We start from the raw sequence: 25484 nt of genomic DNA on the forward strand, positions 1-25484 counted from the left end.
TAAATATTAGACCATCAAGATTTTGGCATTCCGCCCCTATCTACATACAATCATATTTATCCCTGCTATTATTCAGCAAAAATCCTTAAATCAGCCTGTATGCATTGTCATTATTGCATAAAAATTACCACTTGCTTATTAATTATATCAGGTTTAGCGTGCTTACGCACAAAAAAGTCCCGTCGGCAGTGCCAACGGGACTTCCTAAACAAAGGCATCAGTGCTATCGGCCGCTTACCACCAGCCGTTGCGTGGCCAGGCGCTGCCCGGCAGCATCGCGCAGCACTACGTGGTAGAGGCCGGGGGCCAGCCCGGGCAAGGCCAGGCCGGTGGTGGCCGAGCCCACGGGCTGCTGGCTCACCAGTTGGCCCATTTCCGAATACGTCTGAACCAGGCCACCGTCGGCGGGCATATTAATGAAGCGAACCTGCACGGCCTGGGCATTAGAGGCGGGGTTGGGGTAAGCTTCGAGCTGCGGCACGGCCACGGCTTTGCCCACCGTCACCACCACCACGGGCGAGAACGACTGCGTGCCGTCGTTGTCCACCTGCCGCAGGCGGTAGTAGAGGGTGGTAACGCCCAGGGTGCCGGCTTCGGCATCGCGGAGCTTGTAGCTCAGGGGGCTGGTGCTGCTGCCGGCCGCCGCTACCTGCCCCACAGCTTTGAAGGCGGCTTCGCTGCTTACGGAACGTTCCACGGCGAAGTAGCGGCTGTTCTTTTCGGTGGCGGTGGTCCAGTTTAGCTCGGCCGCGCCGTTGGCCCACTTGCCCACAAAGGCCGTGAGTTCTACGGGCAACGGTATAATGGTGCTGATGATGCCGCCGGCCAAGTTGTCGGCAAAGGCCTGATACACGTTGATGTTCACCCCAAGGGCGGCCGTGGAGGCAGCGCTGATTTGGATGGAAGCGAAGTTTTTGGTGGTCAGGAAGGATACTTCCTGCCGGCCATCGGGCAACAGGTTCAGCGATAGGAGCGACGAACCCGCGGCGCTTTCCAGCAGGTTGCCGGCCGCATCGTACGTGCTCAGGGTGAGGCGGCTGAGCACGCCGGCATCGAGCAGGCCGCTGTTGTTGCTGATAATCATGCCGGCGCGGTAACCCGCTTGGCCCACATCGGTTTTCACGGTGCTGCCCGGGGCGCGTAGGTCCAGCTTGAGCTCGGCCGTGGAGGCGATGCCGCCGCCGATGTTGATGACGGCTTTGGTGGCGGGGTCGTTATCGGCCGCGCCGGCGGGGTTGCTCACGCCGCAGCCAACGCACACCACCGCCGAGGTGTTGGTGGCATAGTTGGTGTTCGATACCGGCTGCCCAAAATCCGACAGGTAGCGCGTGGTGCCCGTGAACGCAGCAGGCTCCACGCCAAAACCGTAGTAAATATCCAGGTTATCGAGGGCCGACAGGGCGCTAATCTGCTCAATCTTCACCTCATCAAACGCGTACTTGGTGGGGAAGCTCACCTGGTATTTGCCATCGGGCAGCAGCTTCACATCCAGCAGATTGGCCCCGGTGGCCGATTCCTGCTTCACCGACACCCCGTTGATAGTCTTATAAGTAGTAATGCGCAGGGCCGACAGCGCCGCCAAATCAATGATGCCGGAGCTGCCCAGCACGAAGCCCGCGTAGTAACCAGCCGGAGCCGTTTTCGAGCTTTCGAGCTTGACGCTGAGCGACGAAGGGCAATTGACCGAAACGAACGTGCCGAACGTGGCGTGGTTGGTCAGGCTGTTATCAACGGTATACTCGGGGTTATAAATGTTGGTATTGCCGCACACGCTCACCACATCGCCGGGCGTGATGGCTGTATTGTAATAGGAGGAAAGGTCGCTGGCCGGAAAGTGCGACGTGAGCCCGCGCACCGGTTGCTGCACCAGCGACTGTATGGCGTAGGCATAGTAAATATTCAGGCGATAGAGCACGTCCACCGTGCCGCCAATTTCCAGCTCAATATCATCGAATGCCTGCTTAGCCGTAAACTCTATCTGCATTGGCCGGTCGGTACCCGCCACCAGGCGCAGGCTTTGCACCACGGCCAGCGACACTACCTGCGTTTCGACGGCAGTGTTGCTCCCACGCAGGTAGGTGCGCAGCGTGTAAGTGCCCAGCGCACTCACGCCCGCTAGGCTGGCCGGCGGGGCTACCAGCATGCCAACACGGTCGCCGGCGCTGGCCTGGCGGTCGAGCCCCAGCCGCAGGCTCACGCTTTTACCAACGGTGACAAACTTTGTCATAGTAGCGTAATCGGTAGTATTAGAGCCATTGGCGGCCTGGCCCGGGTTGGTCACTCCCCCGCCCAGCAAGCTGCAAAGCGCAGGCACCAGGCAGCTGCTGCTGGCCGAGGCTACCCCACTCGTGGAATAAATTGGATTGCCGGCGGCGCTTGCAGTGCCCATTGCTAGCACCACGAGCAGGCCGGCAAGCAGCCACGCCCGATACCGGACCAGTGAAGCGGAAGTTGGAGTAAAGGATTCCATGATGATTCGCAAAAAATATTTAACTCTTTGGCACTGTGCCTACCATCTTCTTGCAATTCCGTGGCCAAGTCGGCCCAACCCCATTCCTGAGCTTATAGCCAATTAGATATAATTCTCACGATATTTAATTCATTTCCCAATATGGGAAACGTGTCCTTAAATGGGAATTTATCAATAAATGCACCGCAATCCGATTGCATTCCGAGTTCGTATGTGCCTTATTAAGGGCCTTTTTTAGCCTTGTAAGTTTTTTGTTACGTATTTTTGTAATATAATTTTTCCAATGAAACCCTTGTCGTATTTGCCTTAATTCAGCGTTTCAACCGATAGTTTTCGACTAACGGGGCGTTATTTCGGGCATCCACCCCCCTTTCTGCATGAACTCAGCTCTACCTTTCAAAATTTTTGTCGTCGAGGACAATGAGTGGTATGGCGAGTTGCTTCTGCACCGCCTGAGCCAGAACCCCAACCATAGCGTAACACGCTTCACCACGGCCCGGGCATGCCTGGAACAGCTGGGCGAGAAGCCGGATTTTATTACGCTCGACTACTCGCTGCCCGATGCCAAGGGCGAACAGGTGCTGCGCCAGATTCGGGAGCGGCTGCGGGGCACCGAGGTGGTGGTGATTTCGGGCCAGGAAGACGTGAGCACGGCCGTCAACATGCTTCAGCAGGGCGCCTACGACTACCTGGTGAAGGACGAGAATACCCTCGACCGCCTCTGGAACCTGGTGGGCAAGGTGGAGCAGCAGGTGAACCTGCGCCGCGAAAACACCCAGCTTCGCCAGCAGATTGGGGCCCGCCACGGGGCCGGCCAGGCCATTCTGGGCGAGCACGCGTCGATGCAGGCCGTGCAGAACCTCATCACCAAAGCGGCCCGCACCACCATCACGGTGAGCGTGAGCGGCGAAACCGGCACCGGCAAGGAGCTGGTAGCCAAGGCAATCCATTTCCAGTCGAGCCGCGCCAGCCAGCCCTTTGTGGCGGTGAACATGGCCGCCATTCCGCGCGAGCTGGTGGAGAGCGAGCTGTTTGGGCACGAGAAAGGCGCGTTTACCGGGGCGGTGGCGCGCCGCGTGGGCCGGCTGGAAGAAGCCAACAGCGGCACCCTGTTTCTGGACGAAATTGCCGACCTCGACCTGAGCCTGCAGGCCAAGCTGCTGCGCGTGCTGCAGGAGCGGGAAGTGACCCGCGTGGGCGGCAGCCAAGCTATTCCGTTCGATGTGCGCCTGATAGTGGCCACGCACCGCGACCTGCTGACCGAAGTGCAGGCCGGCCGCTTCCGCGAAGACCTGTACTACCGCCTGTTGGGCCTGCCCATTGCCCTGCCCCCGCTGCGCCAGCGCGGGACCGATGTGCTGATGCTGGCCGAGGTGTTCGTGCGCGATTTCTGTCAGCTCAACAACCTGCCGCCGCGCCAGCTCACCGACTCGGCCCGCGAGCAGCTCAAGGCGCACTCGTTTCCGGGCAACGTGCGCGAACTGAAAGCCGTGGTGGAGTTGGCCACCGTGCTGGCCGACGGCGAGTTTATTCAGGGCGAAGACCTGCCCCTGCGCCCCGGCAAGGCCACCATCGGCCCCGGCAGCCAGCTTTCGCTGCGCGAGCAAACCACGGCCATCGTTCAGAACTGCCTCGATGAGATGAATGGCGACGTACTGGCGGTGGCGGCCCGGCTGGGCATCGGCAAGTCCACTATTTATCGTATGTTACAGCAACGGGAGCTGCACATTGCCTAAGCACCGCATGGCGGGCCGGCGAGTCTTCGCCGGGTTTATTGGTCCGCATTTTATTTGCTTGCGACATTATTTACGCTTAGTCCTTTTTTGATGCGTCGCTCCCGTTATCCTCGTCTGGCTCGCCGGACAGCTGTGCCGGCTGCCCGGCGGGTAGCCGAGCGCACGATGCAGCCGCCCCCACCCGCTAGCAGCACCGCCCGCCAGAACGCGGGCCTGCCGGCGCAGGTGCTGGCCGACCGGGTTCCGCTTATCCTGTTCAGCTACGATTTGCGGCACCGCAGGCTGGTGCACTGCAACCGGCATTGCCACACCGTGCTGAGCTATTCGGCCCAGGCGCTGCTGGACCTGGGTTCGGGCCTGACGCAGGAGGTGGTGCACCCTGATTCCCTGGCGCAGCTCTTAAAATCGGATATCAAGCAGCTGCTGGCGCGCAACAAAACGGCCATCTGGGACTGTCGCGTGCGCCACCACGATGGCAGCTGGCGCTTGTTGCGCCTGCGGGTGCGGGCCAGCGTGCTGGGCCCCGAAGGCCAGGTTTGGGAGATTATGGGCAGCGCCGAGGACGTGACCCGTCACCGCGCCGCCGTGGATGAGCTGCGCCAAAGCCGCCACCTGCTGCGGCAGGTGCTGGACGTGGTGCCCAACCTGGTGGCAGTGTTCGACCTGCACCAGCAACGCCCGACCTACACCAATCGCCGCATCGAAACCCTGCTGGGCTATACCAGCGGTGAGATTATGGCTTTCTCACCCGGCCGCCTGCTCCCGTACCTGCTGCCGCCCGAGTCGCTGGCGTGTTGCACGGCCACCATGGAAGCCGTGGCCCAGCTGCCCGAGGGCCAGGTGAAAACCATCGAGTTTGCGGCCCGCCACCGCGACGGCTCTATTCGCTGGCTGCACAGCACCCTGGCGGCTTTTGGCCGCGATGTCAACGGCCTAACCAGCAGCATTCTCAGCGTAACCGAAGACATTACCGAGCAGCGGGCCGCCGATGAGCAGCACCGCCTCGCCACCATCCGCCTCACCGAGCAGCACCGCCTGTTCCGGCAGGTGATTGACGCTCTGCCGCATCCCATTTACCTGAAGGATGTTGACGGTAACTATCTGCTGGCCAACCAGGCGCTGGCGGCGTTGTATGACCTCACCCCCGAGGAGCTGGTGCGCGTCGGCAAGCCCGATATTCCGGTTACAGCAGACACCGCCCGCTACCGGCAGCAGGACCTGCACGTGCTCACCACCGGCCAGGACCTGACGCTGGAGGAATCGTTCACGAACCCTGATGGCCGCATCGACTGGTTCAGCAGCGTGAAGCGGCTCTTTGTGCAGGACGACGGCACGGCCCAGGTGCTGGGCGTGGATAGCAACATCACCGAGCTCAAAAGCACGCAGCAGGCCCTGGAAAGCGCCATTGCCACGGCCCAGGTAGATGCTCAGGCCAAAGAGGATTTTTTGGCCAACATGAGCCACGAAATTCGCACACCGCTGCACGGCATTCTGGGCCTGACGGGGGTGCTGGTGAAAACCACCCTCAGCCGCAGCCAGCACGACTACCTACGGTTGCTGGGCGAATCGGCCGAGCACCTGCTCAATGTGCTGAACGACGTGCTGACCACCGCTCGCCTCGGCGCGGGCAAGCTCCAGCCCGAGGCCATGCCCTTCGCCCCCGGCGAGCTGCTGCGCGGCTGCGCGGCCCTGCTGCGCCCCCGCGCTCGGGAAAAAGGCCTGAGCTTGCGCATTGAGAAACCCACGCTGGCCGTGCAAGTACTGGGCGATGCCCACCGCCTGCGCCAGGTGCTGCTCAACCTGGTCAGCAACGCCATTAAGTTTACCGAAACCGGCTCCATCCGCCTGCGCTGCCGGGTAGTGCCCGCCCCCCGCCAACACACCGAGCCGGCGGGCACCGTGTGGCTGCAGTTTATGGTGAGCGATACCGGCCTGGGTATTGCCCCCGACACGCTGGACAAAATCTTCGAGCCCTTCACCCAGGCCACCGCCAGCACCGACCGCGAATACGGCGGCACGGGCCTGGGCCTGAGCATTTCGGAAGGCCTTGTGAAGCTCATGGGCGGTGCGCTGCGCGTGTGCAGCGAGGTAAACCAGGGCAGCACGTTTGCCTTCATCCTGGCCTTCCAGCCGGTGGCTACGGCCAGCCCCGCAGCCCCCGAAACCCCGGCCGAAACCGAACCCCTGACTAATGCCGGCCGCGTCCTGCTGGTCGAAGACAACCTGGTGAACAGCCTGCTGGCCGAAACCGTGCTGCGCAATTGGGGCTGGCAGGTGACCACCGCCGCCAGCGGCCCGGCCGCCATCAAGCTGTTTGAACACCGCACCTTCGACCTGGTGCTGATGGATATCCAGATGCCGGGCATGGACGGCGAAACGGCCGCCCGTGCCCTGCGCGAGCACCCCGACCCCAGCCGGGCGGCTACCCCGGTCATTGCCCTCACGGCCCGCGCCCAGGTGGGCGAGGCCGAACGCCTGCAGGCATCCGGGTTTGCCGGCTACCTTGCCAAGCCCTACCGCGAAGAGCAGCTGCTCGAAACCATGCACGCCGTGCTGGCGCGCCACAATCAGGTCGGCGAACCCGCCCCTACTTACCTTACCACCCCTTCTATGGCTTCTGCTCCACCTCTCTACAACCTAAGCAACGTGCGCCAGCTGGTGCGCAACGACGAAACCATTGTGCGCCGCCTAGCCTGGGCGTTCATCGAAACCACGCCCGCCATCCTCACCGCCCTCGACGAGGCCCTGACCAAAGGCGACTGGGAAGCCCTCGGCGACGCCGCCCATCACCTCAAAAGCTCCCTCGACGGCCTGGGCGTGGAAAGCCTGCGCCACGTCATCCGGGAGGCGGAAGCCTACGGCGAAACGCCTCCCGCCCCGGCGCATGCCGCTCAGCAGGTCACCCTCATCCGCACCGTTACGGAGCAGGTGATGGCCAGCCTGCGCACAGAGTTTCCGGAGCAGCAGGCTTAGCATTCATGCCATTCCCCGTGCCCCCGGCCACGCCGGCCCCGCTCATTCATACCGATACCCTGGTGATTGGGGCCGGCCAGGCCGGGCTGGCAGCGGCTTACTATCTGCAACAGCACGGCGTCGATTTCAGGGTGCTGGACGCGGCCCCCACCGCCGGCCATGCCTGGGATACGCGCTACGATTCGCTGCGGCTGTTCTCACCGGCCTGGGCCAGCGGCTTGCCCGGCCGGCCTTGGCCCGGTAACCGGCTGCGCTACCCCACCCGCGCCGAAACCAGCACCTACCTGCGCGATTACGCTGCCCATTTCAAGTTTCCAATTGATACCAACCAGCGCGTGACCCGGCTGATGGCCGCCCCCGGCCAGCCCGGCTACCACGCGCACACCGCCGCGGGCCGCACCTACGCCGCCCGGCGCGTGATTGTGGCCACCGGCCCCTACACCGCCCCCAAAATCCCGGCCTGGGCCGCCCAGCTGCCTGCCGCTGTAGCCCAGCTGCCCAGCCGCGACTACCGCCGCCCCGGCCAGCTGCCCGGCACCGGCCCGGTGGCCGTGGTGGGCAGCGGCAACTCCGCCCTGCAAATCGCGGCCGACATTGCGGCCACCGGACGGCCGGTTTTCGTGGCCTTTGATGAGAAAACTCCGGCCATGCCCAACAACCAGCTCATGTGGGCCGCGATGGCCCTCACGGGCACCATGCGCTACTCGCGCCACACCGCCCTCGGCCGCTGGATGATGGCCCAGACCGAGCCCGTGGTGAGCGGCGACCTGGCCCGCCTGCGCCGGCTGCCGGCGGCCACGTTTATCGGCCGGGGCGTGGCGGCGCTGGCCACCGGGGCCATTCAGGGCCAGCGGGCAGCTTCGCCCCCGCTCGATGCCGTGGTGTGGGCCACCGGCTACCGCCCGGATTACGGCTGGATAGAACTGCCCATTCTTGAGCCCGATGGCCAACCCCGGCACCAACGGGGAATCACGGCCGCGTCCGGCGTGGCTTTTCTGGGATTGGGCTGGCTCGATAGCCGCAACTCGGCCCTGCTCAACGGCATTGGGGCCGATGCCCGGCGCGTGGTGCGGGCGCTAGTGCAAATGCCCTAATCTTATTGAAACCCGGCCGGGTCTTTCGGGGTTGAACACATCAGATGCAGCTTGCTGATTCAGGCTGCTTTTTATCCACCCGATTTTTCTGTAGCATTATGTTTATTTTCATGCTTGGCCTCTTGCTGGTCACCGCCATTCTCGCGCTCAAAACAGTGTCCAACGTCGAGGAAATGCTTACTCCCATCCCGGTGCGGGCCCGGTAATTTCTCCGTTTTTGACAATAAAAAAAGCAGCCCAAAAGCTGCTTTTTTTATTGTCTGATAATTGACTGGTTTTGCGATTAGCGAATAACTAATTTGCACATCTGGCTGGTATTGTCCGATTCGAGCCGGACGTAATACAGGCCGTTGGCGAACTTGCTCAAATCGAGCGTCCGCGAATATTTGTCGTTGAATTCCGTTACGGTTTCGTGGTACAGCACCGAGCCAATTACGTTCAGCACGCTCAGCTCCACTTTCTTGCCCTGCAAGTTGTTGATGGTGAGGTGGACGATGCCGGTGCTGGGGTTGGGGTACACGAGCAGGTTTTTGTCGTCGCCGGGCCGGGCTTGCTGGCCGTGGCGGTGCACAACGGCGGCCGAAGCAGCGGGCACCGTGCGCAGTAGTGGCCCCACTCCGAGGCTAAGACAGACAAATAATAACAGAGGTAAAAGTAAGCGTTGCATCATAGTATTAATTAGTGGGTTGGTAGAAAGAGCGGCAGGTGTAGAAGTAACGAAAAAGGTTGCTTTTGGTTGACAAAGGTACGGTGCTTATTTAGTAAGCTACACCAGAATATCCAAAAACCTCGATAGACTACGTTACTTTCGCCACCATTGTTCGTATTCTCCCGACCAATTAAATGGACATTTTATTGATTGGCGGTGGCTTGGCCGGTTTAGCGGCAGCCCTGGACCTGGCCCGGCGCGGCCATCAGGTGGCGGTGGTGGAGCGCAAGCAGTATCCGTTCCATAAGGTGTGCGGCGAGTACGTGAGCAACGAGGTGCTCCCTTACCTGCGCCGTCTCGGGGCCGACCCGGCCGAACTGGGCCCGGCGGCCATTTCCAGGTTTCTGCTGTCGTCGCCGGGTGGCCGCATGCTGAGTAGCCCGCTCGACCTGGGCGGCTTTGGGGTGAGCCGCTACGTGCTCGATGACTTTCTCTACCAGAAAGGCTTAGCAGCGGGCGTGGTTTTTCACTTGAAAAGCACGGTGACGGATGTGGCCTTCGACCCCGCCGCAGACCAGCACACTGTGACCCTGGCCGACGGCCGCACCCTCACGGCCCGCGTGGTGCTGGGCACCTATGGCAAACGCGCCAACCTCGACCGGCAGCTGCAGCGGCCGTTTTTTGCGCAGCGCTCGCCCTACCTCGGGGTGAAGTACCACCTGCGGCTGCCGGGCTTTCCACGCGATGTGATTGCGCTGCACAATTTTGCCGACGGCTACGCGGGCATTTCGGCTATTGAGGAGGACAAGCTGTGCTTTTGCTACCTCAGCACCCGGCAGAATTTGAAGAACCACGGCACCATTCCGGCGTTGGAGCGGGAGGTGCTGGCCCGCAACCCGCGCCTGCGTGAAATCCTGGACGCGGCCGAAGTGCTGTACCCGCAGCCCGAAGTCATCAACGAAATATCCTTCGCGCCCAAGCAGCCCGTGGAGCAGCATGTGCTGATGTGCGGCGACGCGGCCGGCCTCATCACGCCGCTGTGCGGCAATGGCATGGCCATGGCGTTGCACGGCGCGGCGCTGGCCGCAGCGGCAGTCGACCGTTTTTTGGCGGGCCGCACCAGCCGGCTGCAGATGGAAGCGGACTATGCCCGGGCCTGGCAGGCACAGTTTGGGGCGCGGCTGCGGGTGGGCCGGGCAGTGCAGCAGCTCTTTGGCGGGCCGCTGCTGAGCGAGGCGGTGGTGGGTGGCCTGCGCCACTGGCCGGGGGCCGTGCGGGCGCTGATGCGTCGCACCCACGGCCAGCCGTTCTAAAACCTGGCGGCGGCACAGCGGGTTGCTGAGCGGAGGCCGGAATGTTGTTGGCCTTTTTTGGGGGCCGAATGTGCAAAATCATGCCTTATTCCGTAAGTAGGAGACCAATGTGCGGGGCCGCCCGTACTTTCAGCCGTTAGGCGCGTTGGTTGTCATCCGTTTTCAGAATCCGAAAATCCTTCCCGGAATGCCGAGTTACTTAGGTGCCATTGGCACTGCCAATCCTGCCCACCGCATTGCGCAGCCACAAATTGCCGATTTCATGGCCCAGGCCCTGCAATTTGGCGAGGACGACACGCGCAAGCTGCGGGCACTGTACCGGGTTTCGGGCATTGCGCACCGCTACTCGGTGCTGCCCGACTACGGCCGGGCCAACGGCGACTACACGTTTTTCCCCAACACGCCCACGCTGGAGCCATTCCCGAGCGTGGGCCAGCGCATGGCCGCGTACCGCCGCGAAGCCCTGCCGCTGGCTACCGAGGCCGTGCGTGAGTGCCTACGTCAGGTGCCCGACGTGGCAGCAGCCAGCATCACGCACTTGGTCACGGTGAGCTGCACGGGCATGTACGCGCCGGGGCTGGATATTGAGCTGGTGCAGGCGCTGGGACTGCGCCCCGACGTGCGCCGCACCTGCGTGAACTTCATGGGCTGCTACGCGGCGGTGAATGCCGTGAAGCTGGCCGATGCCTTCTGCCGTGCCGATGCCGAGGCCCGCGTGCTGATTGTGAGCGTGGAGCTGTGCACGCTGCACTTCCAGAAAAGCCCCGAGGAGGACCACCTCATCAGCAACGCGCTGTTTGGCGACGGGGCGGCGGCCTGTCTGGTGCAAGCCCAGCCGCTGCCCAATGGCGTACCCAGCCTGGCTTTGCAGGCCTTTCACTGCGGCCTGGAGCCTGACGGGCACGACGACATGGCGTGGCACATCAACGATTTCGGGTTTGAGATGACGCTGAGTAGCTACGTGCCGAAGCTGATTCAGCGCGGCATCCGGAGCCTGACGGACGGGCTGCTGGCCAGCCTGCCCGTGGAGCTGGGCGACATCCGGCACTTCGCCATTCATCCCGGCGGGCGCAAGATTCTGGAAACCATCGAAACCGAGCTGGGCCTGACCCACGACGACAACCGCCACGCCTACCGCGTGCTGCGCGACTACGGCAATATGTCGTCGGCCACGGTGCTGTATGTGTTGCGCGACGTGCTGGCCCACGCCACTCCGGCTGATAATGGCGCGCCCGTGCTCAGCTTTGCTTTCGGCCCCGGCCTGACGATGGAGGCGATGCTATTGCAGTTAACAGTTAACAATGACCCGTTAGCAGTTGTGGCACAACATCAGGAAGCAGCAGCAGCGCAGGCTTCAGAGCTACTCACTGTTCTCTGATAACTGCTCACTAAACATGTTTGAAAAACGAGCCTCCGGCCCGGAACTGATGGACGACCTGACGCTGGCCAATGACGCCCTGCGCCAGAACCTCGACGAGCTGGAAACCATCAATACCTGGCTGGGCGGCTACGAGCCGGTGCTCAATGCGCTGCAACGGCTGAAAATCGGGTTTCCGGCCAGCCGGCCCCTGCGCCTGGCCGACCTGGGCAGCGGCGGCGGCGACACCCTGCGCCACGTGGCCCGCTGGGCCCGTAAAAATGGCGTTTGCGTGGAACTGACAGGAATTGATGCCAATGCCTTCATGCTAGAATACGCCACTGCCAAAAGCCAGGAGTATCCGGAAATCAGCTACCGGCAGCTCGATATTTTCTCCCCGGAATTTCAGGCCCAGCCCTACGATGTACTGACGTGCAGCCTGTTCTGCCACCATTTCACCGATGAGGAACTGGTGGCGCTGCTGCGGCAATGGCAGCAGCAGGCTGGCGTGGCTGTCATCATCAACGACTTACACCGGCACTGGCTGGCCTACCACAGCATCAAGTGGCTGACGCGGCTGTTGGGCGGCTCCTACCTCGTGCGGCACGATGCGCCGCTGTCGGTAGCGCGGGCCTTTCGGCGCCAGGATTGGGTGGCGCTGCTGGCACGGGCGGGCATCACGCGCTATGAGTTGCGCTGGCGGTGGGCCTTTCGTTGGCAGGTGATAATTAGTGATTAGTGATTAGTGGTTAACGGTTAGTAACTCACCATTTACCACTAACCGTTAACCACTAATAAAGTCCGGCCGCCACGCGGTAGGTATTGGCGTGGGCTTCCACGATATCGATGATGCGCTCGGAATAGCCGCCGCCCATGCACACCACCACGGGTAGGCGGTGGCGGTGGCAAAGGCCGAGCACCAGCTCGTCGCGTCGGCGGCAGCCCTCGCGGGTGAGGGCCAGGTGGCCGAGCTTGTCGGTGGCCAGCACATCTACGCCGGCCAGGTAGAACACGAAATCGGGCTGCACTTCATCAATGAGGCGAGGCAGGGTTTCGGCCAGCAGCTGGAGGTAGTGGGCGTCGTCGGTGCCATCGGGCAGAGGCAGGTCGAGGTCGGAGGTTTCTTTGCGGGCGGGGTAGTTGCGGCCGCCGTGCATGGAAAAGGTGAACACCCGGGGCTCGTGCTGAAAAATGGCGGCCGTGCCGTTGCCCTGGTGCACGTCGAGGTCTACGATGAGGACGTTGCGCGCGTGGCCGTGGGCCAGCAGCCAGGCGGCAGCTGCGGCCTGGTCATTCAGGAGGCAAAATCCTTCGCCCCGCGCCCGAAACGCGTGGTGCGTACCGCCCGCAATATTGAACGCCACGCCGTGCGCCAGCGCCCGCCGGGCTGCCTCGATGGTGCCGCCCAGGATGGTTATTTCGCGTTCAAACAGCTCCTTCGACCACGGGAAGCCGGTGGCCCGCTCCTCCTGCCGGGTGAGCTGGCCGGTGCGCAGGCGGTGGTAGTAGTCGGCATCGTGCACCCGCAGAATGTCTTCATCAGGCGGCGGCTGGGCCACGAAAAAATCGGCGGTGGTGGCGGTGCCTTCGTGCAGGAGCTGCTCGGGCAGCAGCTCGTATTTGAGCATGGGAAAGCGGTGGCCGGCGGGCAGCGGATGGGCGTAGCAGGGCGCGAAAGCAATGGGCAGCATCGGGGCAAAAGTCGGTAGTACGGCCCGGGGACAGGCTACGCAATTTTATAACATCAGGACCGGGCTGAAATGCTTGTCTTTGTGCGGCCCGGTGTGCTTCTTGCTGCTGTGAATACGGCCACCAGCTGCTGGCAAAGCTGAGGAAACCCCAGAGACATCAAAAAACGCCCCGGCGGCTGAAGTCGGGGCGTTTTTATTGGCTTTCAGCGAGGGGGTTGAAGCGTTAGGGCTGCTCGCCCACGCGCCGTTTCCATTCGGCCTGCGCCGCCGCGCCATACCATACCGTGCACCGGGTAAGCAGGGCGGGGTTGCCGGGCTCGGCAAACAGCTCCAACGGCCCGATGCCCAGCAGCGGCACCTCATCGCGGCTCACGAGGTGGAATCCGTCGAGGGCGGTGTCGATGAAAACACTGGCCGCGTAGTCGTAGAGCAGTTCCGCGTCCTCATCGGGCACGTACTCGCCGGCCGCCAGCAGCACCCGGCGCAGGGCCGTGGCCAGCGGGTACTGACGGTGCCGCAGGATAGCATCGGCGAGCAATTGCTGCTCAGCGGTGACTTCGGCCATTTTTTATAACAGATTCCCCATGTCGAACAAGCCCCGCTGGTAGGCGGCTGCCGCAACAAGCAAGTGCCCGGCTACCCAAACGGCGAGGCTATCGTTAACAACCCTCGGCCTCAAAAGTACCAGCCCGAAGGCCAATGCCTGGAATTGGTGCCGAAATAGCCTTGCCGCAGATTAGGTCCGGGGCTTTGGTGATGCATAGACAGTTTTGACTATCCGGCCGGGTAAGATGAAGCGCTGAAGCTTTTTAGCTAAAGTGCATCCGAACTCGCGCGATTCTGTGCTACCCAGATTGTTTGGTTTTTATACGCATTGGGTTGGTTCCTGCTCATGGCCAGCATGGCACTTTTGAACCCTTGTTTCGTAACACCCCAATCTGCAACCCGCAGCGACAAACAACCCTGTTTTATGAGCAATCAAGAAAAACCAATGGCCCCGGCCGGGGCCCAGCCCGCCCAGGCCCAATACTTCACCGGCAAGGCCTGGGTGAAAATGATGGCCCCCGCCGCCAATGCCACTGACTGTACGGTGGGCGACGTTCTCTTCGAGCCCAGCTGCCGCAACAACTGGCACTCGCACCCGCACGGGCAATTGCTGGTGGTGACCACCGGCACGGGCATTTTTCAGGAAAAAGGCCAGCCTGCCCGCTTGATTCGCGCTGGCGATACCGTGGTAATTGCCCCCAATGTGGTGCACTGGCACGGGGCCACGGCCACCGACTGGTTTGCCCACTTGGCCATCAATCCCAGTGCCAGTCAGGGCGCACCCGTATGGCTAGAACCGGTAACGGATGCCGACTATCAGGCCGCGCAGTAAGCCCGGCAGCCCTGAAGTTGGCCCATGAACATGGCCGAGTTCGGATATGCCGCCTGTTTTCAGCACTTCTTAAGGCCACGCACCGCCACCACGCCGCGTGCTTCTTGCCAAGTGGCGGGCGTAGTGGCTTTCATGCACTGGTTATTTTTCAGCAATTTCCCATGGCAAATAAATCAACGCTGCTAGTGATGGTAATTCTGGCGGCTGCCGGTTGCAGCCGGGCAACCGATGAGGAAGCCGCTATTCGGCAGGTGCTGGAACGGGAAGCGGCCACCTGGCGGGCTGGCGACGCGCCGGGCCACGCTGCCTGCTGGCACATTCAGCCCTACAGCCGCATCCTGGTGTCGACGGCCGATGGCAAGGCGCTGGATATTCCCCCCGCCCTGATGGTTTCGGCATCGCCGGCAATGGGCCAGGGCGGCCAAGCAGTGCAATCAAACTTCAAGATGAGTATTGCCGGCAACAGGGCCTGGGTGAGCCACGACGAAGAATCGACGGCCAAAAGCGGACAGAAAACCTTTTCCTACGAAGTCCGGCTGCTCGAGAAGATTGATAACCAGTGGAAGCTCGTAGGGCAGTCTATTCATGCCTACAAGCCCTAAAAAGCTCAGCCCGATGAGGAAGGACGCACCAAACCCTATCTGCAACGAAACCGGGGGCTAAGTAATAAAAAAACCCTCACTGCGCCGTGCAGTGAGGGTTTCCGTGAGGCGTATTGGGCTCGAACCAACGACCTCCACCGTGTCAGGGTGGCGCTCTGAACCAACTGAGCTAACACCCCGGAGCCGGCCATGCCCGTGGGCCGCTACGCCAAAGGTAGCGCCGCCCGGCGCATAACGCGAAATGAGCCCTTTTTTTTCAGGGTAAAAAGTGAAGTCAGGCAACCTTCTGGTCCCGGCAAAGTATAGGGGCAAACGGGAATAGTAATTTTCCCGGGCTTCTGGCCTATTACCCTCACTTCATTTCACCCATGAAAAAGACTCTCCTATTGTTGCTGCTGGCCATTACTTCAGCCTCTTCTGCGTTTGCCCAAGCGGCTCCCGGTGGTGCCCTCTCTTCGAAAGACTATACCGGCGGCAAAACTACCGATTCGCGCAATACCGGCTTCGGCGTGAAGGGCGGCTATAACCTCAACGGCCTGCGCGGTGATGATGTTAAGGGCATCGACCGCAACTCGCATAGCGACTTCCATGCCGGCGTGTACGGGCAGTTTGGCTTCGATGACTTTTCTTCGGTACAGGTGGAACTGCTGTACTCGCGCTTGGGCTTCACGGGCAATACCGGCCCCGGCAAGGCTGAGCAAACCTACCGCACTACGTACATCCAGCTGCCCATCATGTATGTGGGCAACTTCACCGACAACCTAAGCTTTCATGTGGGTCCCCAGGCCTCGCTGCTTATCAATGCCACGAAAGACGGTTCGACCCTGGGCTTAGCCGACAACGGCTTCAACACCTTTGATTTTGGCGGCGTGGGCGGCTTGGAAGCCCGCATTGGTCCTGCCCGTATAGGCGCCCGCTACAACCTGAGCCTGGGCAAGGTATTTGAAGACAATATTCCCACCGGCAAAGCCATCGACCCGGCGTTCGGCAACGCCAAAATCTACAACAACCTGTTGCAAGTTTACGTGGGCATCGGCTTCACGCAATAGGCTTACAGTCTTTAGCATTGTTTGAAAAAGGAAGCTCTGCCAGGGCTTCCTTTTTTTCTTTCCCTCTATTTATTCCCTTCCCTGCCATGCCCGCCGCTCCTGCCGCCGTCAATATTACTAGCCTCTTCATGGCCCGCGAGCTGCTGCTGGGCCGGGGGCTGGCCGTGCTGGCAGCCTGGGTGCTGCTGAACCTAGTGGGCAGCGGCTACTACCTGGCGCGGAGCGACCGACGGCACGAGCCGTACTATTTTCACGGCATGAACGTAGGCTGGGGCCTGGTGAATGCCGGGCTGGCCGCTTGGGGCATTCTGCACCTACACTTCGTGGCCCCCGCTGGCTTGGTGCCCGCCGAGCTGTTCCAAACCCAGCTCTTCAACGAAAATCTGTTTTTGCTCAATGCCGGGCTCGACGTGGCTTACATCATGACGGGCTCCTACCTGCGGGCGCGGGCCCTGGCACCGGGGCAGGCGCTCCCCGTGCGGCTGCTGGGTTTCGGCCGCTCGCTGTGGGTGCAGGGCGGTTTTTTGCTGGTGTTTGATGCCACAATGTGGAGCCTTGTGCACTGGGTGGGGCGCGACTGGTTTCAGCTGCTGGGATGAAAGCCGTAATTATCCCAAAATGAGAATACCGGCCCAGTTTGAGAAAACCCGGTTTTCGTTCGCACGGCGATTGGAGATGTAAGGCGGGAGAAAAGGCTGATTCGACGGAAAACGGCCGCCTGGGAAAACGATTAGCAGAGCTTTGCGTAGCTGTCACACCACGGCCCTCACCCCAGCATCTGGGAAGGCGTGGTTTTCAGTTCCCTGCTTATGTGCCCTTTTTTCTCCGTTCTCTTTTCTATATGCCTGTTGTTGGCTTTTGGCGCGCAGGCCAGCACCCTTGACCGGGTGGAGGCCGTGGTGCTCTCGTCGCCCGCTGGCGGCACGCGCCTCAACGGCATTCTGCGGTTGCCCACTGGCGTCGGCCCTTTCCCGGCGGCGGTGCTGCTGCCCGAGCACGCAGCCGGCACCCTGGCTCCCAACGAGGCCGATAAGCAGTTGCTGAGCAGCCTGGCCGACTACCTCGTGAGCCAGGGTATGGTGGTGTTGCGCCTCCAGGAGCGCGGCCCCGGCGAAGGTGTCGGCACGGTGGCCGACCGCTCGGCCGATGCCTTGGCGGCCCTGAACTACCTGCGCACCCGCCCCCAGGTTGACGTGACGCGGCTGGGTCTCATTGGCCACGGCGAGGGCGGCAACGTGGCCCTGCTGGCCAGCGCGCAACTGCAAGCTCCTACGTTTGTGGTGGCGCTGGCCGCATCGGGCCTGCCCGGCCGCGAGCTGCTGGCCGCCCAGCCCACCATGTACGGCAAGGTGCTGGGCAACGACTCCACCGACGCGCAGCGCCAGCGCAAATACCTGCTCGACCAGGTGGCCGCCGAGCAAGAGGCCGCCAAGCTGCGTGCCCACGGCTCGAACAGCGCCCAGGTGCAAACTTACTTGGACCAGCAGCGCCTGCGCCAAAAAATGGCCATGCGCCGCGACGAGGAAAACCTCGTGAAGCACCAGCGCGCCATGCTCGAAATAGTGCGCCAAACGCCCGATAATGCCCAGGCCCAGGCCATTCTCAGCAACATGCTGCGCCAGCGCTACCCCGGCATTGCCCCGCAGGATGTGCAAGCCAGCGTGCAAACCCTGACCACGCCCGCCTACCGCAACTACCTGGCCTTCGACCCCGTGGCTGCACTGCCGAAAGTGCAGTGCCCCGTGCTGCTGCTTCACGGCGACGACGATGCCGAAGTAAACACCCCGGTCAACCTGGCGCTGCTCAAAAGAGGCCTTCGCAGCAATGCCCGCGTGACGGAAATGCACGTGCCAGGCCTCAACCACGCCCTGCAGCTGAGTAAGGCAGAGGCCGCTGGCATGTCGCCCGCGCCTATTTCGCCCGATGCCCAGGCCAACATTTACACCTGGATTATGAGCCAGAAATAGCCCTGGCGGCTTTCCGATTTCTTATCTGAAATAGCATATTGAAGCCCGGCACTTTGGTTTGCCGGGCTTTTTTATTTCCAGCCAAATCAACTGGCTTGGTCAGCAAAGTTGGGCCGGTGGTCGGGCAGGCACCGGGCCAGGCCGATTACCGCCGGCAGAAATCGGCTTTTTGCAACCGGCTTTCGTATCGGTAAGCGGCTCGCATACAAATGTGAAGCGCTGCTACTGCATATGAAACTATTTTTGCCCGGCCGGGCGGCCCTGCTGCTGGTGCTACTGAGTGCGGCAGCCTGCAACTCGAAGAAGAAAGACGACGAAGCCGGCGGCCCCGGTGGCAAGGGCGGCAAGGATGGCGGCCCCGCGCCCATCAAGGACTACCCGGTGCTGGTGGTGCGGCCCGATACCGTGACGCTGTTCCAGGACTATCCTGCCACCATTCAGGGGCAGCAGAATGTGGAAATCCGGCCCAAGGTGGACGGGTTTGTGGAAGCCATTTACGTGGACGAAGGCTCCAGTGTGAAGAAGGGCCAGAAGCTTTTCCACATCAGCGCGCCGCAGTATGAGCAGGAAGTGCGCACGGCCCGCGCCGGCATCAAAACCGCGCAGGCCGACGTAGATGCCGCCCGCATGGGCGTAGAGAAAGTGCGGCCGTTGGTCGAAAAGGGCATCATCAGCAAGTACCAGTTGGAAGGCGCGCAATACACGCTCGAATCGAAGGAGGCCGCGTTGGCGCAGGCGCAGGCCACGCTCGCCAACGCCCTCACCAATCTGGGCTACACCACCATCACCAGCCCGGTGGATGGCGTGATGGGGACCATCCCCAACAAAATCGGCAGCCTGGTGAGCAGCACCTCGGCTGACCCGCTCACCACTATTTCCAGCACCGGCAACGTGTTCGCCTACTTCTCGCTCAGCGAAAAGGCGCTGCTGGATTTTGCCCGCCGCCGCCCCGGTAATACCCTCCAGGAAAAGCTCTCGAACGTACCCGACGTGCTGCTGGTGCTGGCCGACGGCAGCGTGTACCCCTACCACGGCCGCGTGAAAACCGCCATCGGCCAGATTAACACCGAAACCGGCGCCAGCAGCTTTCGCGCTACCTTCCCCAACCCGCAGGGGCTGTTACGGAGCGGCAGCAGCGGCTCGGTGCGCACCCAGCGCCCGCTGGATAATGCCCTCATTATCCCGCAAAGCGCCACCTACGAGTTGCAGGGCAAGCGCTTCGCCTACGTGGTGGGCCGCGATACGGCCGCGCACGCCGCCGCCATCACGGTAGTGCCCACACCGGACGGCGCGTCGTTTGTGGTGCAGAAAGGCCTGAAAGCGGGTCAGCAAGTAGTGCTCGAAGGCATCAGCGGGCTGAAGGAAGGCTCGAAGATTCGGCCAAAGGTGGTGAAGGCCGTGCCGAAAAAGCCGGACGTGGCGGGTAGCTGAACGGCTGAAAAAGACCGTCATGCTGAGCGCAGTCGAAGCATATCTACCGCAACACTAACCAATGACGACTGCAACGAAGCGGTAGAGATGCTTCGACTGCGCTCAGCATGACCGCCGACCTATAAAAATTGCCTGATAGAAGCCTGATAGAAGATTATGCTAAAAGTATTCATCGAGCGCCCCGTGCTCTCCACCGTTATTTCGGTGATAATTGTGCTGTTGGGCGTGCTGGGGCTGCTGCAGCTGCCCATTGCGCAGTACCCCGACATTTCGCCGCCCACCGTGCAGGTATCGGCCAGCTACGCGGGTGCCAACGCCGACGTGGTGCTGAAAAGCGTGCTGGTGCCGCTGGAGGAGCAGATAAACGGCGTGGAAGGCATGACTTACATGACCTCCTCGGCCACCAACGAGGGCGCGGGCAGCATCCAGGTGTACTTCAACGTGGGCACCGACCCCGACCAGGCGGCCGTGGACGTGCAGAACCGCGTGGCCAGCGCCACCAGCCTGCTACCCCAGGAAGTAACCCTGGCCGGCGTGACGGTGCGCAAGCAGCAGAGCAGCAACCTGCTGATTTTCGCGCTCTACTCCGACAACCCGGCCTACGACCAGACTTTCCTCCAGAACTACGCCCAGATTAACATCGTCCCCCAAATCAAGCGGGTGAACGGCGTGGGCAACTCCAACGCCTTCGGCTCGCGCGACTACGCCATGCGGGTCTGGCTCAAGCCCGATGTAATGGCCATCTACGGCCTCACGCCGGCCGATATCTCGGCCGCGCTGGCCGACCAGAACGTGGAAGCCGCCCCCGGCAAATTCGGCGAAAACTCCGACCAGAGCTTCCAGTACGTCATCAGGTACACCGGTAAGCTGGTGTCAGTGGAGCAGTTCGAGAATATTATCCTCAAGAGCACCGGTTCGGGCCAGCTGCTACACCTCAAGGACGTGGCCCGGCTGGAGCTGGGCGCCCAGGCCTACAGCAGCAACAGCGCCACCTTCGGCAAACCCTCGGTGGGCATTTCGGTGAACCAGACGCCGGGCTCCAACGCCCGCGACGTGATTGAGAAGTCACTGGAGGTGCTGAAAACGGCCGAAAAGTCGTTTCCGGCCGGCATTCATTACACCAACCTGGTCAACATCAACGACTTTCTGGACGCCTCCATCAGCAAGGTGATTCACACGCTGCTGGAGTGTTTTGCGCTGGTTTTCCTGGTGATTTTCATTTTCCTGCAGGATTTCCGGTCTACTATTATCCACGGCGTGTCGGTGCCGGTGTCCATTATCGGCACGTTTTTCTTTCTTAAGGTTTTCGGGTACAGCATCAACCTGCTCACGCTCTTTGCGTTGGTGCTGGCCATCGGCATTGTGGTCGATGATGCCATTGTGGTGGTGGAGGCTGTGCACGCCAAGCTGGAAGGCGGCTACACTTCTCCGCGCAAAGCCGCCATCGATGCTATGAGCGAGATAACCGGGGCCATTCTCAGCATCACGCTGGTAATGGCGGCGGTGTTTCTGCCGGTCACGTTCATCACCGGTTCGGTAGGGGTTTTTTATAAGCAGTTCGGCATCACGCTGGCGGTGGCCATTCTGATTTCGGCCGTGAATGCCCTGACGCTGTGCCCGGCGCTGGCGGCCCTGTTCCTGAAGCCACCGCACCACGAGGGCGAGGCTGGAACTGAGGCAGCGAAAAACGGCGAGAAAACCACCGACCCCAAAGCAGCTGCCGAAGCAAAAGATGCGCAGAAACCGCCGCAGAAAAAGGGCTTCATGAAGCGGTTCAGCATTGCCTTCAATGCGGCCTACGATGCGCTGGTGGGCAAATATACCAAGGCCGTGACGTTCCTCTCGGCCCGCAAGTGGCTGTCGCTGATTGCGGTGGCGGGCTTCGGGGCGGGGCTGTATTTCCTGATGACGACCACGCCCAGCAGCTTCGTGCCGAACGAGGACATGGGCACCATTTTCGTGAACGTGAGTTTGCCGCCGGCCTCCACCCTGGAGCGCACCACGGCCGTGAACACCGAAGTCGATAGCCTGATTCGGACCATTCCGGCGGTGAAGGGCACGCTGCGCATCACGGGCCAGAACTTCCTGGCCGGGCAGGGCAGCGCCTACGGCATGGTCATCGTGCGCCTCAAGCCCTGGGACGAGCGCAAGAAGATGAACAACGAGGCCGTTATCAAAGAGATAAGCAAGCTCACGGCCAACATTCGGGCCGGCGATATCCGGGCCATTTCCCAGCCCACCATCACGGGTTTTGGCGCTACTGGCGGCTTCACCTTCCAGCTGCAGGACAAGGGCGGGCATACCACGGCCGAGTTCTTCAAAGTGGCGCAGGATTTCCTGGCCGAGCTGAATAAGCGCCCCGAAATCCAGTACGCCAGCACGGCCTTCAACCCCGGCTTCCCGCAGTACCAGATGGCCGTGAACGTGGCCAAAGTGAAGCAGGCCGGCCTGACGGAAAAGGACGTGCTGAATGCCATGCAGGTGTTCTACGGCGGCTCTTACGCCTCCAACTTCAACCAGTTTGGCAAGCAGTACCGGGTGATGGTGCAGGCCGACTCGGCCTACCGCGCCAATCCCGAGGGCCTGAGCAAGGTCTTCGTGCGCAACGCCGACGGCGTGATGGCCCCGCTCACCGAATTCGTGACCCTGACGCGCATTTACGGCCCCGAAAGCCTCTCGCGCTTCAACCTCTTCACCTCCATTTCGGTGAACGGCTCGCCCAAGGAAGGCAGCAGCTCGGGCGAGGCCCTGATTGCCATTCAGGAAGTGGCGGCCAAGCTGCCGGCCGGCTACGGCTATGAGTTTTCGGGCATCAGCCGCGAAGAACAGGGCAGCGGCAAGCAGTCGCTCTACATTTTCGCGCTGTCGCTGGTGTTCGTGTACCTGCTGCTGAGCGCGCAGTACGAGAGCTACATCCTGCCGTTCGCAGTGCTGCTGTCGATTCCGATTGGCTTGTGCGGCACGTATTTGTTTGCCAAGATTTTCGGCATCGACAATAACATCTACCTGCAGATTTCGGTGATTATGCTCATCGGCCTGCTGGCCAAAAACGCCATTCTCATCATCGAATTCTCGCTGGCCCGCCGCCGCGACGACGGCATGGAAATTCTGGAAGCCGCCATTGAAGGGGCCAAAGCCCGTCTGCGCCCTATTCTGATGACTTCGTTCGCCTTCGTGTTCGGGCTGATGCCGCTGCTGTTTGCCAGCGGCGCGGGGGCCAATGGCAATAAGAGCATCGGGGCCGGGGCCATCGGCGGCATGCTGTTTGGCACGCTGGTCGGGGTGTTTTTCATCCCCGTGCTGTTTCTCGTGTTTGAGGGCTTGCAGGAAAGCATCAGCGGCCCGCCCAAGACGAAAGAGCAGCTCGAAAAAGAGGAAACCGAAGGCGGCCCGCCTGCCAAGGATGGGGATAAGAAGCCGGATAACAAACCCGAGGACAAGCCGCAGCCCGAACCCGCTGTGGCCTAGCGTTGCCAGTGCTCCACTGCCCGCGTACCAGTATTAATTCCACTGCAATGACTGCCAGCAAATTTCTCAAGTATCTATCTCCTGTGCTCGCGCTGGCGGCTGGCTGCCAGCTGCTGCACCCCTACAACCGCCCCGAAACGGCTACCACCGGCCTTTTCCGCGACGCGGCCACGACGGATACGACTTCCCTGGCCGCCCGCCCCTGGCAGCAGCTCTTCACCGACCCGCAGCTGCAAAAGCTCATCACCGAAGGCCTCGCCAACAACCGCAATCTGCAAGTTGCCCTGGCCCGCATCGAGCAAAACCAGGCCCTGCTGGCCCAGAGCCGCGCTGCTTTCCTGCCCAGCCTGAGCGGCCGGGCCACCACCACCCTCTCGCGCATCGGCGGCGCTTTCGTGAGCACCGGCACCGGCGGCAGCACCACTACCACCGGCACAACTACGGGCACCACGACTGGTGGAACAACCACCGGAGGCACCACGGGAGGCACTACCACCGGCGGGACGACTACCGGCACCACAACCGGTGGCACCACTACGGGCACAACTACCGGCACCACCACCACCGACCAATCCTCAGTGGTGACCGGGGGCACGGCCCACCAGTACCTGCTGGGCCTGAGCAGCAGCTGGGAAGCCGATGTATGGGGCAAGCTGCGCAGCACCAAACGCTCCTACGCCGCCGCCGTGCGCCAGAGCGAGGCCTACCGCCGCGTGGTGCAAACCCAGCTCATCGCCGACATCGCCGATAACTACTACGCCCTGCTGGCCCTCGATGCCCAGCTCGATATCACCCAGCAAACGGTGCAGAACCGCATCAAGGACGTGGAAACCATGCGCCTGCTGCTGGAAGGCGACGTGGTGACCGGCGCGGCCGTGGTGCAAAGCGAAGCCCAGCGCTACGCCGCCGAAGTCACCATTCCGGACCTGCAACGCAACATCCGGGAGACGGAAAACCTGTTGGCCACCCTGCTGGGCCGCACGCCCGGCCCCATCGACCGCGGCACGCTGGCCGCTCAGGACGCGGCCCCGCCCCTGCTCACCGGTGTGCCCGGCCAGCTGCTGCGCAACCGTCCCGATGTGCAGCAGGCCGAATTTGCCTTCGAGTCCACTTTCGAGCAAACCAACGCGGCGCGGGCCTACTTCTACCCCAGCTTCACCATCACGGCCAATGGCGGCCTGACCAGCACCACGCTCACGGATTTGTTCTCGCCCACGGCAGTTTTCGCCAGCATCGTGGGTGGCCTGGCGCAGCCCATTTTCAGCCAGGGGCTTAACCGGGCACGCCTGCGCCGGTCCGAAGCGCTGCAGAAAGAATACCTCAATACTTATCAGCAAACGATGTTCGTGGCCGGCCAGGAGGTTTCCAATGCCCTCTTCTCCTACCAAAGCGCCGCCGATAAAGCCCGTCTGCGGGCCCTGCAGCTGGAGTCGCTCCGCAAGTCGGTCGAATACACGCAGGAGCTGTTGCGCGCCGGTTTCGCCAACTACACCGAGGTGCTCACAGCCCGGCAAAACCTGCTGCAAGCGCAGCTAAGCGGTGTGAACGACCAACTACAGCAGCGCCAAGCCGTCACGGATTTGTATCACGCACTGGGCGGCGGCTGGCGGTAGCAACTTGAACTGCTGGAATTCAACGAACAAAAAAAGACCGTCATGCAGAGGCACGACGGTCTTTTTGTTCAACTGAAAATGGAAGCCACCCTAGTTCTGACCGCCGTGCTGGGGCTCCAGCATCTCTTCCACAATTTTCTTGTTGAAGGCCGGAATGTCTTCCGGTTTGCGGCTGGTGATGAGGCCGTGGTCGCAGACTACTTCGGAGTCTTCCCACTGCGCCCCGGCATTTTTGAGGTCGGTGTGCACGCTGGGCCAGCTGGTTACGCGTTTGCCGCGCACCACATCGGCCTCCACCAGCAGCCACGGGCCGTGGCAGATGGCGGCCAGCACCTTGCCCGAGCCGGCAAACTCTTTCACGAAAGCCACCACGTCCTTGTTCATACGCAGGATATCGGGGTTCATCTGGCCGCCGGGCAGCACCAAGGCGTCGTAGTCGGCCGGCTTCGCGTCGGTGATGACTTTGTCGACATCAACTTTGTCGCCCCAGTCCTTTTTGGGGCCGTCCCAGCCCTTGATGGAGCCGCTTTTGAGGGAGATGACGTGGGTTTCGGCGCCCTCGCCTTCGAGGTATTTCTTGGGCTCGTCGAGCTCGGCCTGCTCGAAGCCGTCGGTGGCAATGATGGCAATTTTCTTGCCCTTGAGTTTGTCGCTGCTGAAAATGCTCATAGTGTTTTGAAAGAGAAATAGCGG

The 25484-nt window shown here is 61.8% G+C and carries 19 protein-coding genes and 1 tRNA gene; 14 read left to right on the forward strand and 6 right to left on the reverse strand.

Annotated elements, in window-relative coordinates; translation table 11 throughout:
• Window positions 1–223: 223 nt before the first annotated feature.
• On the reverse strand, window positions 224–2470 hold the full coding sequence (locus tag ACYVM5_RS03315; RefSeq protein ID WP_460616757.1) for a T9SS type A sorting domain-containing protein: 2247 nt from the start codon (window positions 2468–2470) through the stop codon (window positions 224–226).
• A gap of 377 nt (window positions 2471–2847) precedes the next feature.
• On the opposite strand from ACYVM5_RS03315, the gene ACYVM5_RS03320 reads away from it, so the two are divergent.
• The 3 genes from ACYVM5_RS03320 to ACYVM5_RS03330 all read left to right on the forward strand — a co-directional run bounded on the left by ACYVM5_RS03320 (window position 2848) and on the right by ACYVM5_RS03330 (window position 8273).
• On the forward strand, window positions 2848–4206 hold the full coding sequence (locus ACYVM5_RS03320) for a sigma-54-dependent transcriptional regulator (RefSeq protein ID WP_460616758.1): 1359 nt from the start codon (window positions 2848–2850) through the stop codon (window positions 4204–4206).
• 90 nt (window positions 4207–4296) lie between these two features.
• Window positions 4297–7179 (forward strand): ATP-binding protein, encoded by a 2883-nt coding sequence (locus tag ACYVM5_RS03325; protein WP_460616759.1) that lies wholly within the window; start codon window positions 4297–4299, stop codon window positions 7177–7179.
• A gap of 5 nt (window positions 7180–7184) precedes the next feature.
• Window positions 7185–8273 (forward strand): flavin-containing monooxygenase, encoded by a 1089-nt coding sequence (locus ACYVM5_RS03330; protein WP_460616760.1) that lies wholly within the window; start codon window positions 7185–7187, stop codon window positions 8271–8273.
• Window positions 8274–8556: 283 nt separating this feature from the next.
• On the opposite strand, the gene ACYVM5_RS03335 is transcribed toward ACYVM5_RS03330, so the two are convergent.
• Window positions 8557–8943: a T9SS type A sorting domain-containing protein gene (locus tag ACYVM5_RS03335; RefSeq protein ID WP_460616761.1), complete on the reverse strand. Its 387-nt coding sequence runs from the start codon at window positions 8941–8943 to the stop codon at window positions 8557–8559.
• A 173-nt stretch (window positions 8944–9116) separates the two neighbouring features.
• Here ACYVM5_RS03335 and ACYVM5_RS03340 point away from each other — a divergent pair, with 173 nt between their 5' ends.
• The 3 genes from ACYVM5_RS03340 (at window position 9117) to ACYVM5_RS03350 (ending at window position 12331) form a co-directional block, all read left to right on the forward strand.
• Window positions 9117–10235, forward strand: a complete 1119-nt coding sequence (locus ACYVM5_RS03340) for an NAD(P)/FAD-dependent oxidoreductase (RefSeq protein WP_460616762.1) — start codon at window positions 9117–9119, stop codon at window positions 10233–10235.
• Between the two features lie 187 nt (window positions 10236–10422).
• Window positions 10423–11613, forward strand: coding sequence for a type III polyketide synthase (locus tag ACYVM5_RS03345; RefSeq protein ID WP_460616763.1), 1191 nt, complete (start codon window positions 10423–10425; stop codon window positions 11611–11613).
• A 16-nt stretch (window positions 11614–11629) separates the two neighbouring features.
• Entirely contained in the window at window positions 11630–12331 is a 702-nt protein-coding gene (locus ACYVM5_RS03350) for a class I SAM-dependent methyltransferase (protein ID WP_460616764.1), read from the forward strand.
• A 52-nt stretch (window positions 12332–12383) separates the two neighbouring features.
• Here ACYVM5_RS03350 and ACYVM5_RS03355 read toward each other — a convergent pair whose 3' ends face one another.
• Both ACYVM5_RS03355 and ACYVM5_RS03360 read right to left on the reverse strand, forming a co-directional pair.
• Window positions 12384–13283 (reverse strand): histone deacetylase family protein, encoded by a 900-nt coding sequence (locus ACYVM5_RS03355; RefSeq protein ID WP_460616765.1) that lies wholly within the window; start codon window positions 13281–13283, stop codon window positions 12384–12386.
• A gap of 223 nt (window positions 13284–13506) precedes the next feature.
• On the reverse strand, window positions 13507–13848 hold the full coding sequence (locus ACYVM5_RS03360) for a hypothetical protein (RefSeq protein ID WP_198075124.1): 342 nt from the start codon (window positions 13846–13848) through the stop codon (window positions 13507–13509).
• Window positions 13849–14253: 405 nt separating this feature from the next.
• Between ACYVM5_RS03360 and ACYVM5_RS03365 the strand changes: the two genes are divergently transcribed.
• The gene (locus ACYVM5_RS03365; RefSeq protein WP_460616766.1) at window positions 14254–14661 is read left to right on the forward strand and encodes a cupin domain-containing protein; all 408 of its coding nucleotides are present in this window, start codon (window positions 14254–14256) and stop codon (window positions 14659–14661) included.
• A gap of 161 nt (window positions 14662–14822) precedes the next feature.
• Complete coding sequence (locus ACYVM5_RS03370) at window positions 14823–15263, forward strand: nuclear transport factor 2 family protein (RefSeq protein ID WP_460616767.1); 441 nt, start codon at window positions 14823–14825, stop codon at window positions 15261–15263.
• A 104-nt stretch (window positions 15264–15367) separates the two neighbouring features.
• On the opposite strand, the gene ACYVM5_RS03375 is transcribed toward ACYVM5_RS03370, so the two are convergent.
• Window positions 15368–15442, reverse strand: a tRNA-Val gene (locus ACYVM5_RS03375).
• 189 nt (window positions 15443–15631) lie between these two features.
• Between ACYVM5_RS03375 and ACYVM5_RS03380 the strand changes: the two genes are divergently transcribed.
• The 6 genes from ACYVM5_RS03380 to ACYVM5_RS03405 all read left to right on the forward strand — a co-directional run bounded on the left by ACYVM5_RS03380 (window position 15632) and on the right by ACYVM5_RS03405 (window position 24791).
• Window positions 15632–16312: a porin family protein gene (locus tag ACYVM5_RS03380; protein ID WP_460616768.1), complete on the forward strand. Its 681-nt coding sequence runs from the start codon at window positions 15632–15634 to the stop codon at window positions 16310–16312.
• An 86-nt stretch (window positions 16313–16398) separates the two neighbouring features.
• A complete protein-coding gene (locus ACYVM5_RS03385; protein WP_460616769.1) occupies window positions 16399–16911 on the forward strand; it encodes a DUF6992 family protein in 513 nt (170 codons plus the stop codon).
• 249 nt (window positions 16912–17160) lie between these two features.
• Window positions 17161–18279 carry an alpha/beta hydrolase gene (locus ACYVM5_RS03390; protein WP_460616770.1) on the forward strand — a complete coding sequence of 373 codons (1119 nt, stop codon included), beginning with the start codon at window positions 17161–17163 and terminating at the stop codon, window positions 18277–18279.
• A 231-nt stretch (window positions 18280–18510) separates the two neighbouring features.
• Window positions 18511–19710 (forward strand): efflux RND transporter periplasmic adaptor subunit, encoded by a 1200-nt coding sequence (locus tag ACYVM5_RS03395; protein ID WP_460616771.1) that lies wholly within the window; start codon window positions 18511–18513, stop codon window positions 19708–19710.
• 156 nt (window positions 19711–19866) lie between these two features.
• A complete protein-coding gene (locus ACYVM5_RS03400; RefSeq protein ID WP_460616772.1) occupies window positions 19867–23178 on the forward strand; it encodes an efflux RND transporter permease subunit in 3312 nt (1103 codons plus the stop codon).
• Window positions 23179–23225: 47 nt separating this feature from the next.
• On the forward strand, window positions 23226–24791 hold the full coding sequence (locus tag ACYVM5_RS03405) for an outer membrane factor lipoprotein domain-containing protein (protein WP_460616773.1): 1566 nt from the start codon (window positions 23226–23228) through the stop codon (window positions 24789–24791).
• Between the two features lie 90 nt (window positions 24792–24881).
• Here the strand turns inward: ACYVM5_RS03405 and ACYVM5_RS03410 are convergent, their stop codons facing one another.
• Window positions 24882–25460: a type 1 glutamine amidotransferase domain-containing protein gene (locus ACYVM5_RS03410; protein ID WP_460616774.1), complete on the reverse strand. Its 579-nt coding sequence runs from the start codon at window positions 25458–25460 to the stop codon at window positions 24882–24884.
• Between the last annotated feature and the right edge of the window lie 24 nt (window positions 25461–25484).

This window comes from Hymenobacter ruber, assembly GCF_054783255.1.

Excerpts from the sequence above, each read along its gene's own strand:
- ACYVM5_RS03315 (WP_460616757.1), bottom strand. The coding sequence starts at position 2,470 with ATGGAATCCTTTACTCCAACTTCCGCTTCACTGGTCCGGTATCGGGCG.
- ACYVM5_RS03320 (WP_460616758.1), top strand. The coding sequence starts at position 2,848 with ATGAACTCAGCTCTACCTTTCAAAATTTTTGTCGTCGAGGACAATGAG.
- ACYVM5_RS03325 (WP_460616759.1), top strand. The coding sequence starts at position 4,297 with ATGCGTCGCTCCCGTTATCCTCGTCTGGCTCGCCGGACAGCTGTGCCG.
- ACYVM5_RS03330 (WP_460616760.1), top strand. The coding sequence starts at position 7,185 with ATGCCATTCCCCGTGCCCCCGGCCACGCCGGCCCCGCTCATTCATACC.
- ACYVM5_RS03335 (WP_460616761.1), bottom strand. The coding sequence starts at position 8,943 with ATGATGCAACGCTTACTTTTACCTCTGTTATTATTTGTCTGTCTTAGC.
- ACYVM5_RS03340 (WP_460616762.1), top strand. The coding sequence starts at position 9,117 with ATGGACATTTTATTGATTGGCGGTGGCTTGGCCGGTTTAGCGGCAGCC.
- ACYVM5_RS03345 (WP_460616763.1), top strand. The coding sequence starts at position 10,423 with ATGCCGAGTTACTTAGGTGCCATTGGCACTGCCAATCCTGCCCACCGC.
- ACYVM5_RS03350 (WP_460616764.1), top strand. The coding sequence starts at position 11,630 with ATGTTTGAAAAACGAGCCTCCGGCCCGGAACTGATGGACGACCTGACG.
- ACYVM5_RS03355 (WP_460616765.1), bottom strand. The coding sequence starts at position 13,283 with ATGCTGCCCATTGCTTTCGCGCCCTGCTACGCCCATCCGCTGCCCGCC.
- ACYVM5_RS03360 (WP_198075124.1), bottom strand. The coding sequence starts at position 13,848 with ATGGCCGAAGTCACCGCTGAGCAGCAATTGCTCGCCGATGCTATCCTG.
- ACYVM5_RS03365 (WP_460616766.1), top strand. The coding sequence starts at position 14,254 with ATGAGCAATCAAGAAAAACCAATGGCCCCGGCCGGGGCCCAGCCCGCC.
- ACYVM5_RS03370 (WP_460616767.1), top strand. The coding sequence starts at position 14,823 with ATGGCAAATAAATCAACGCTGCTAGTGATGGTAATTCTGGCGGCTGCC.
- ACYVM5_RS03380 (WP_460616768.1), top strand. The coding sequence starts at position 15,632 with ATGAAAAAGACTCTCCTATTGTTGCTGCTGGCCATTACTTCAGCCTCT.
- ACYVM5_RS03385 (WP_460616769.1), top strand. The coding sequence starts at position 16,399 with ATGCCCGCCGCTCCTGCCGCCGTCAATATTACTAGCCTCTTCATGGCC.
- ACYVM5_RS03395 (WP_460616771.1), top strand. The coding sequence starts at position 18,511 with ATGAAACTATTTTTGCCCGGCCGGGCGGCCCTGCTGCTGGTGCTACTG.
- ACYVM5_RS03400 (WP_460616772.1), top strand. The coding sequence starts at position 19,867 with ATGCTAAAAGTATTCATCGAGCGCCCCGTGCTCTCCACCGTTATTTCG.
- ACYVM5_RS03405 (WP_460616773.1), top strand. The coding sequence starts at position 23,226 with ATGACTGCCAGCAAATTTCTCAAGTATCTATCTCCTGTGCTCGCGCTG.
- ACYVM5_RS03410 (WP_460616774.1), bottom strand. The coding sequence starts at position 25,460 with ATGAGCATTTTCAGCAGCGACAAACTCAAGGGCAAGAAAATTGCCATC.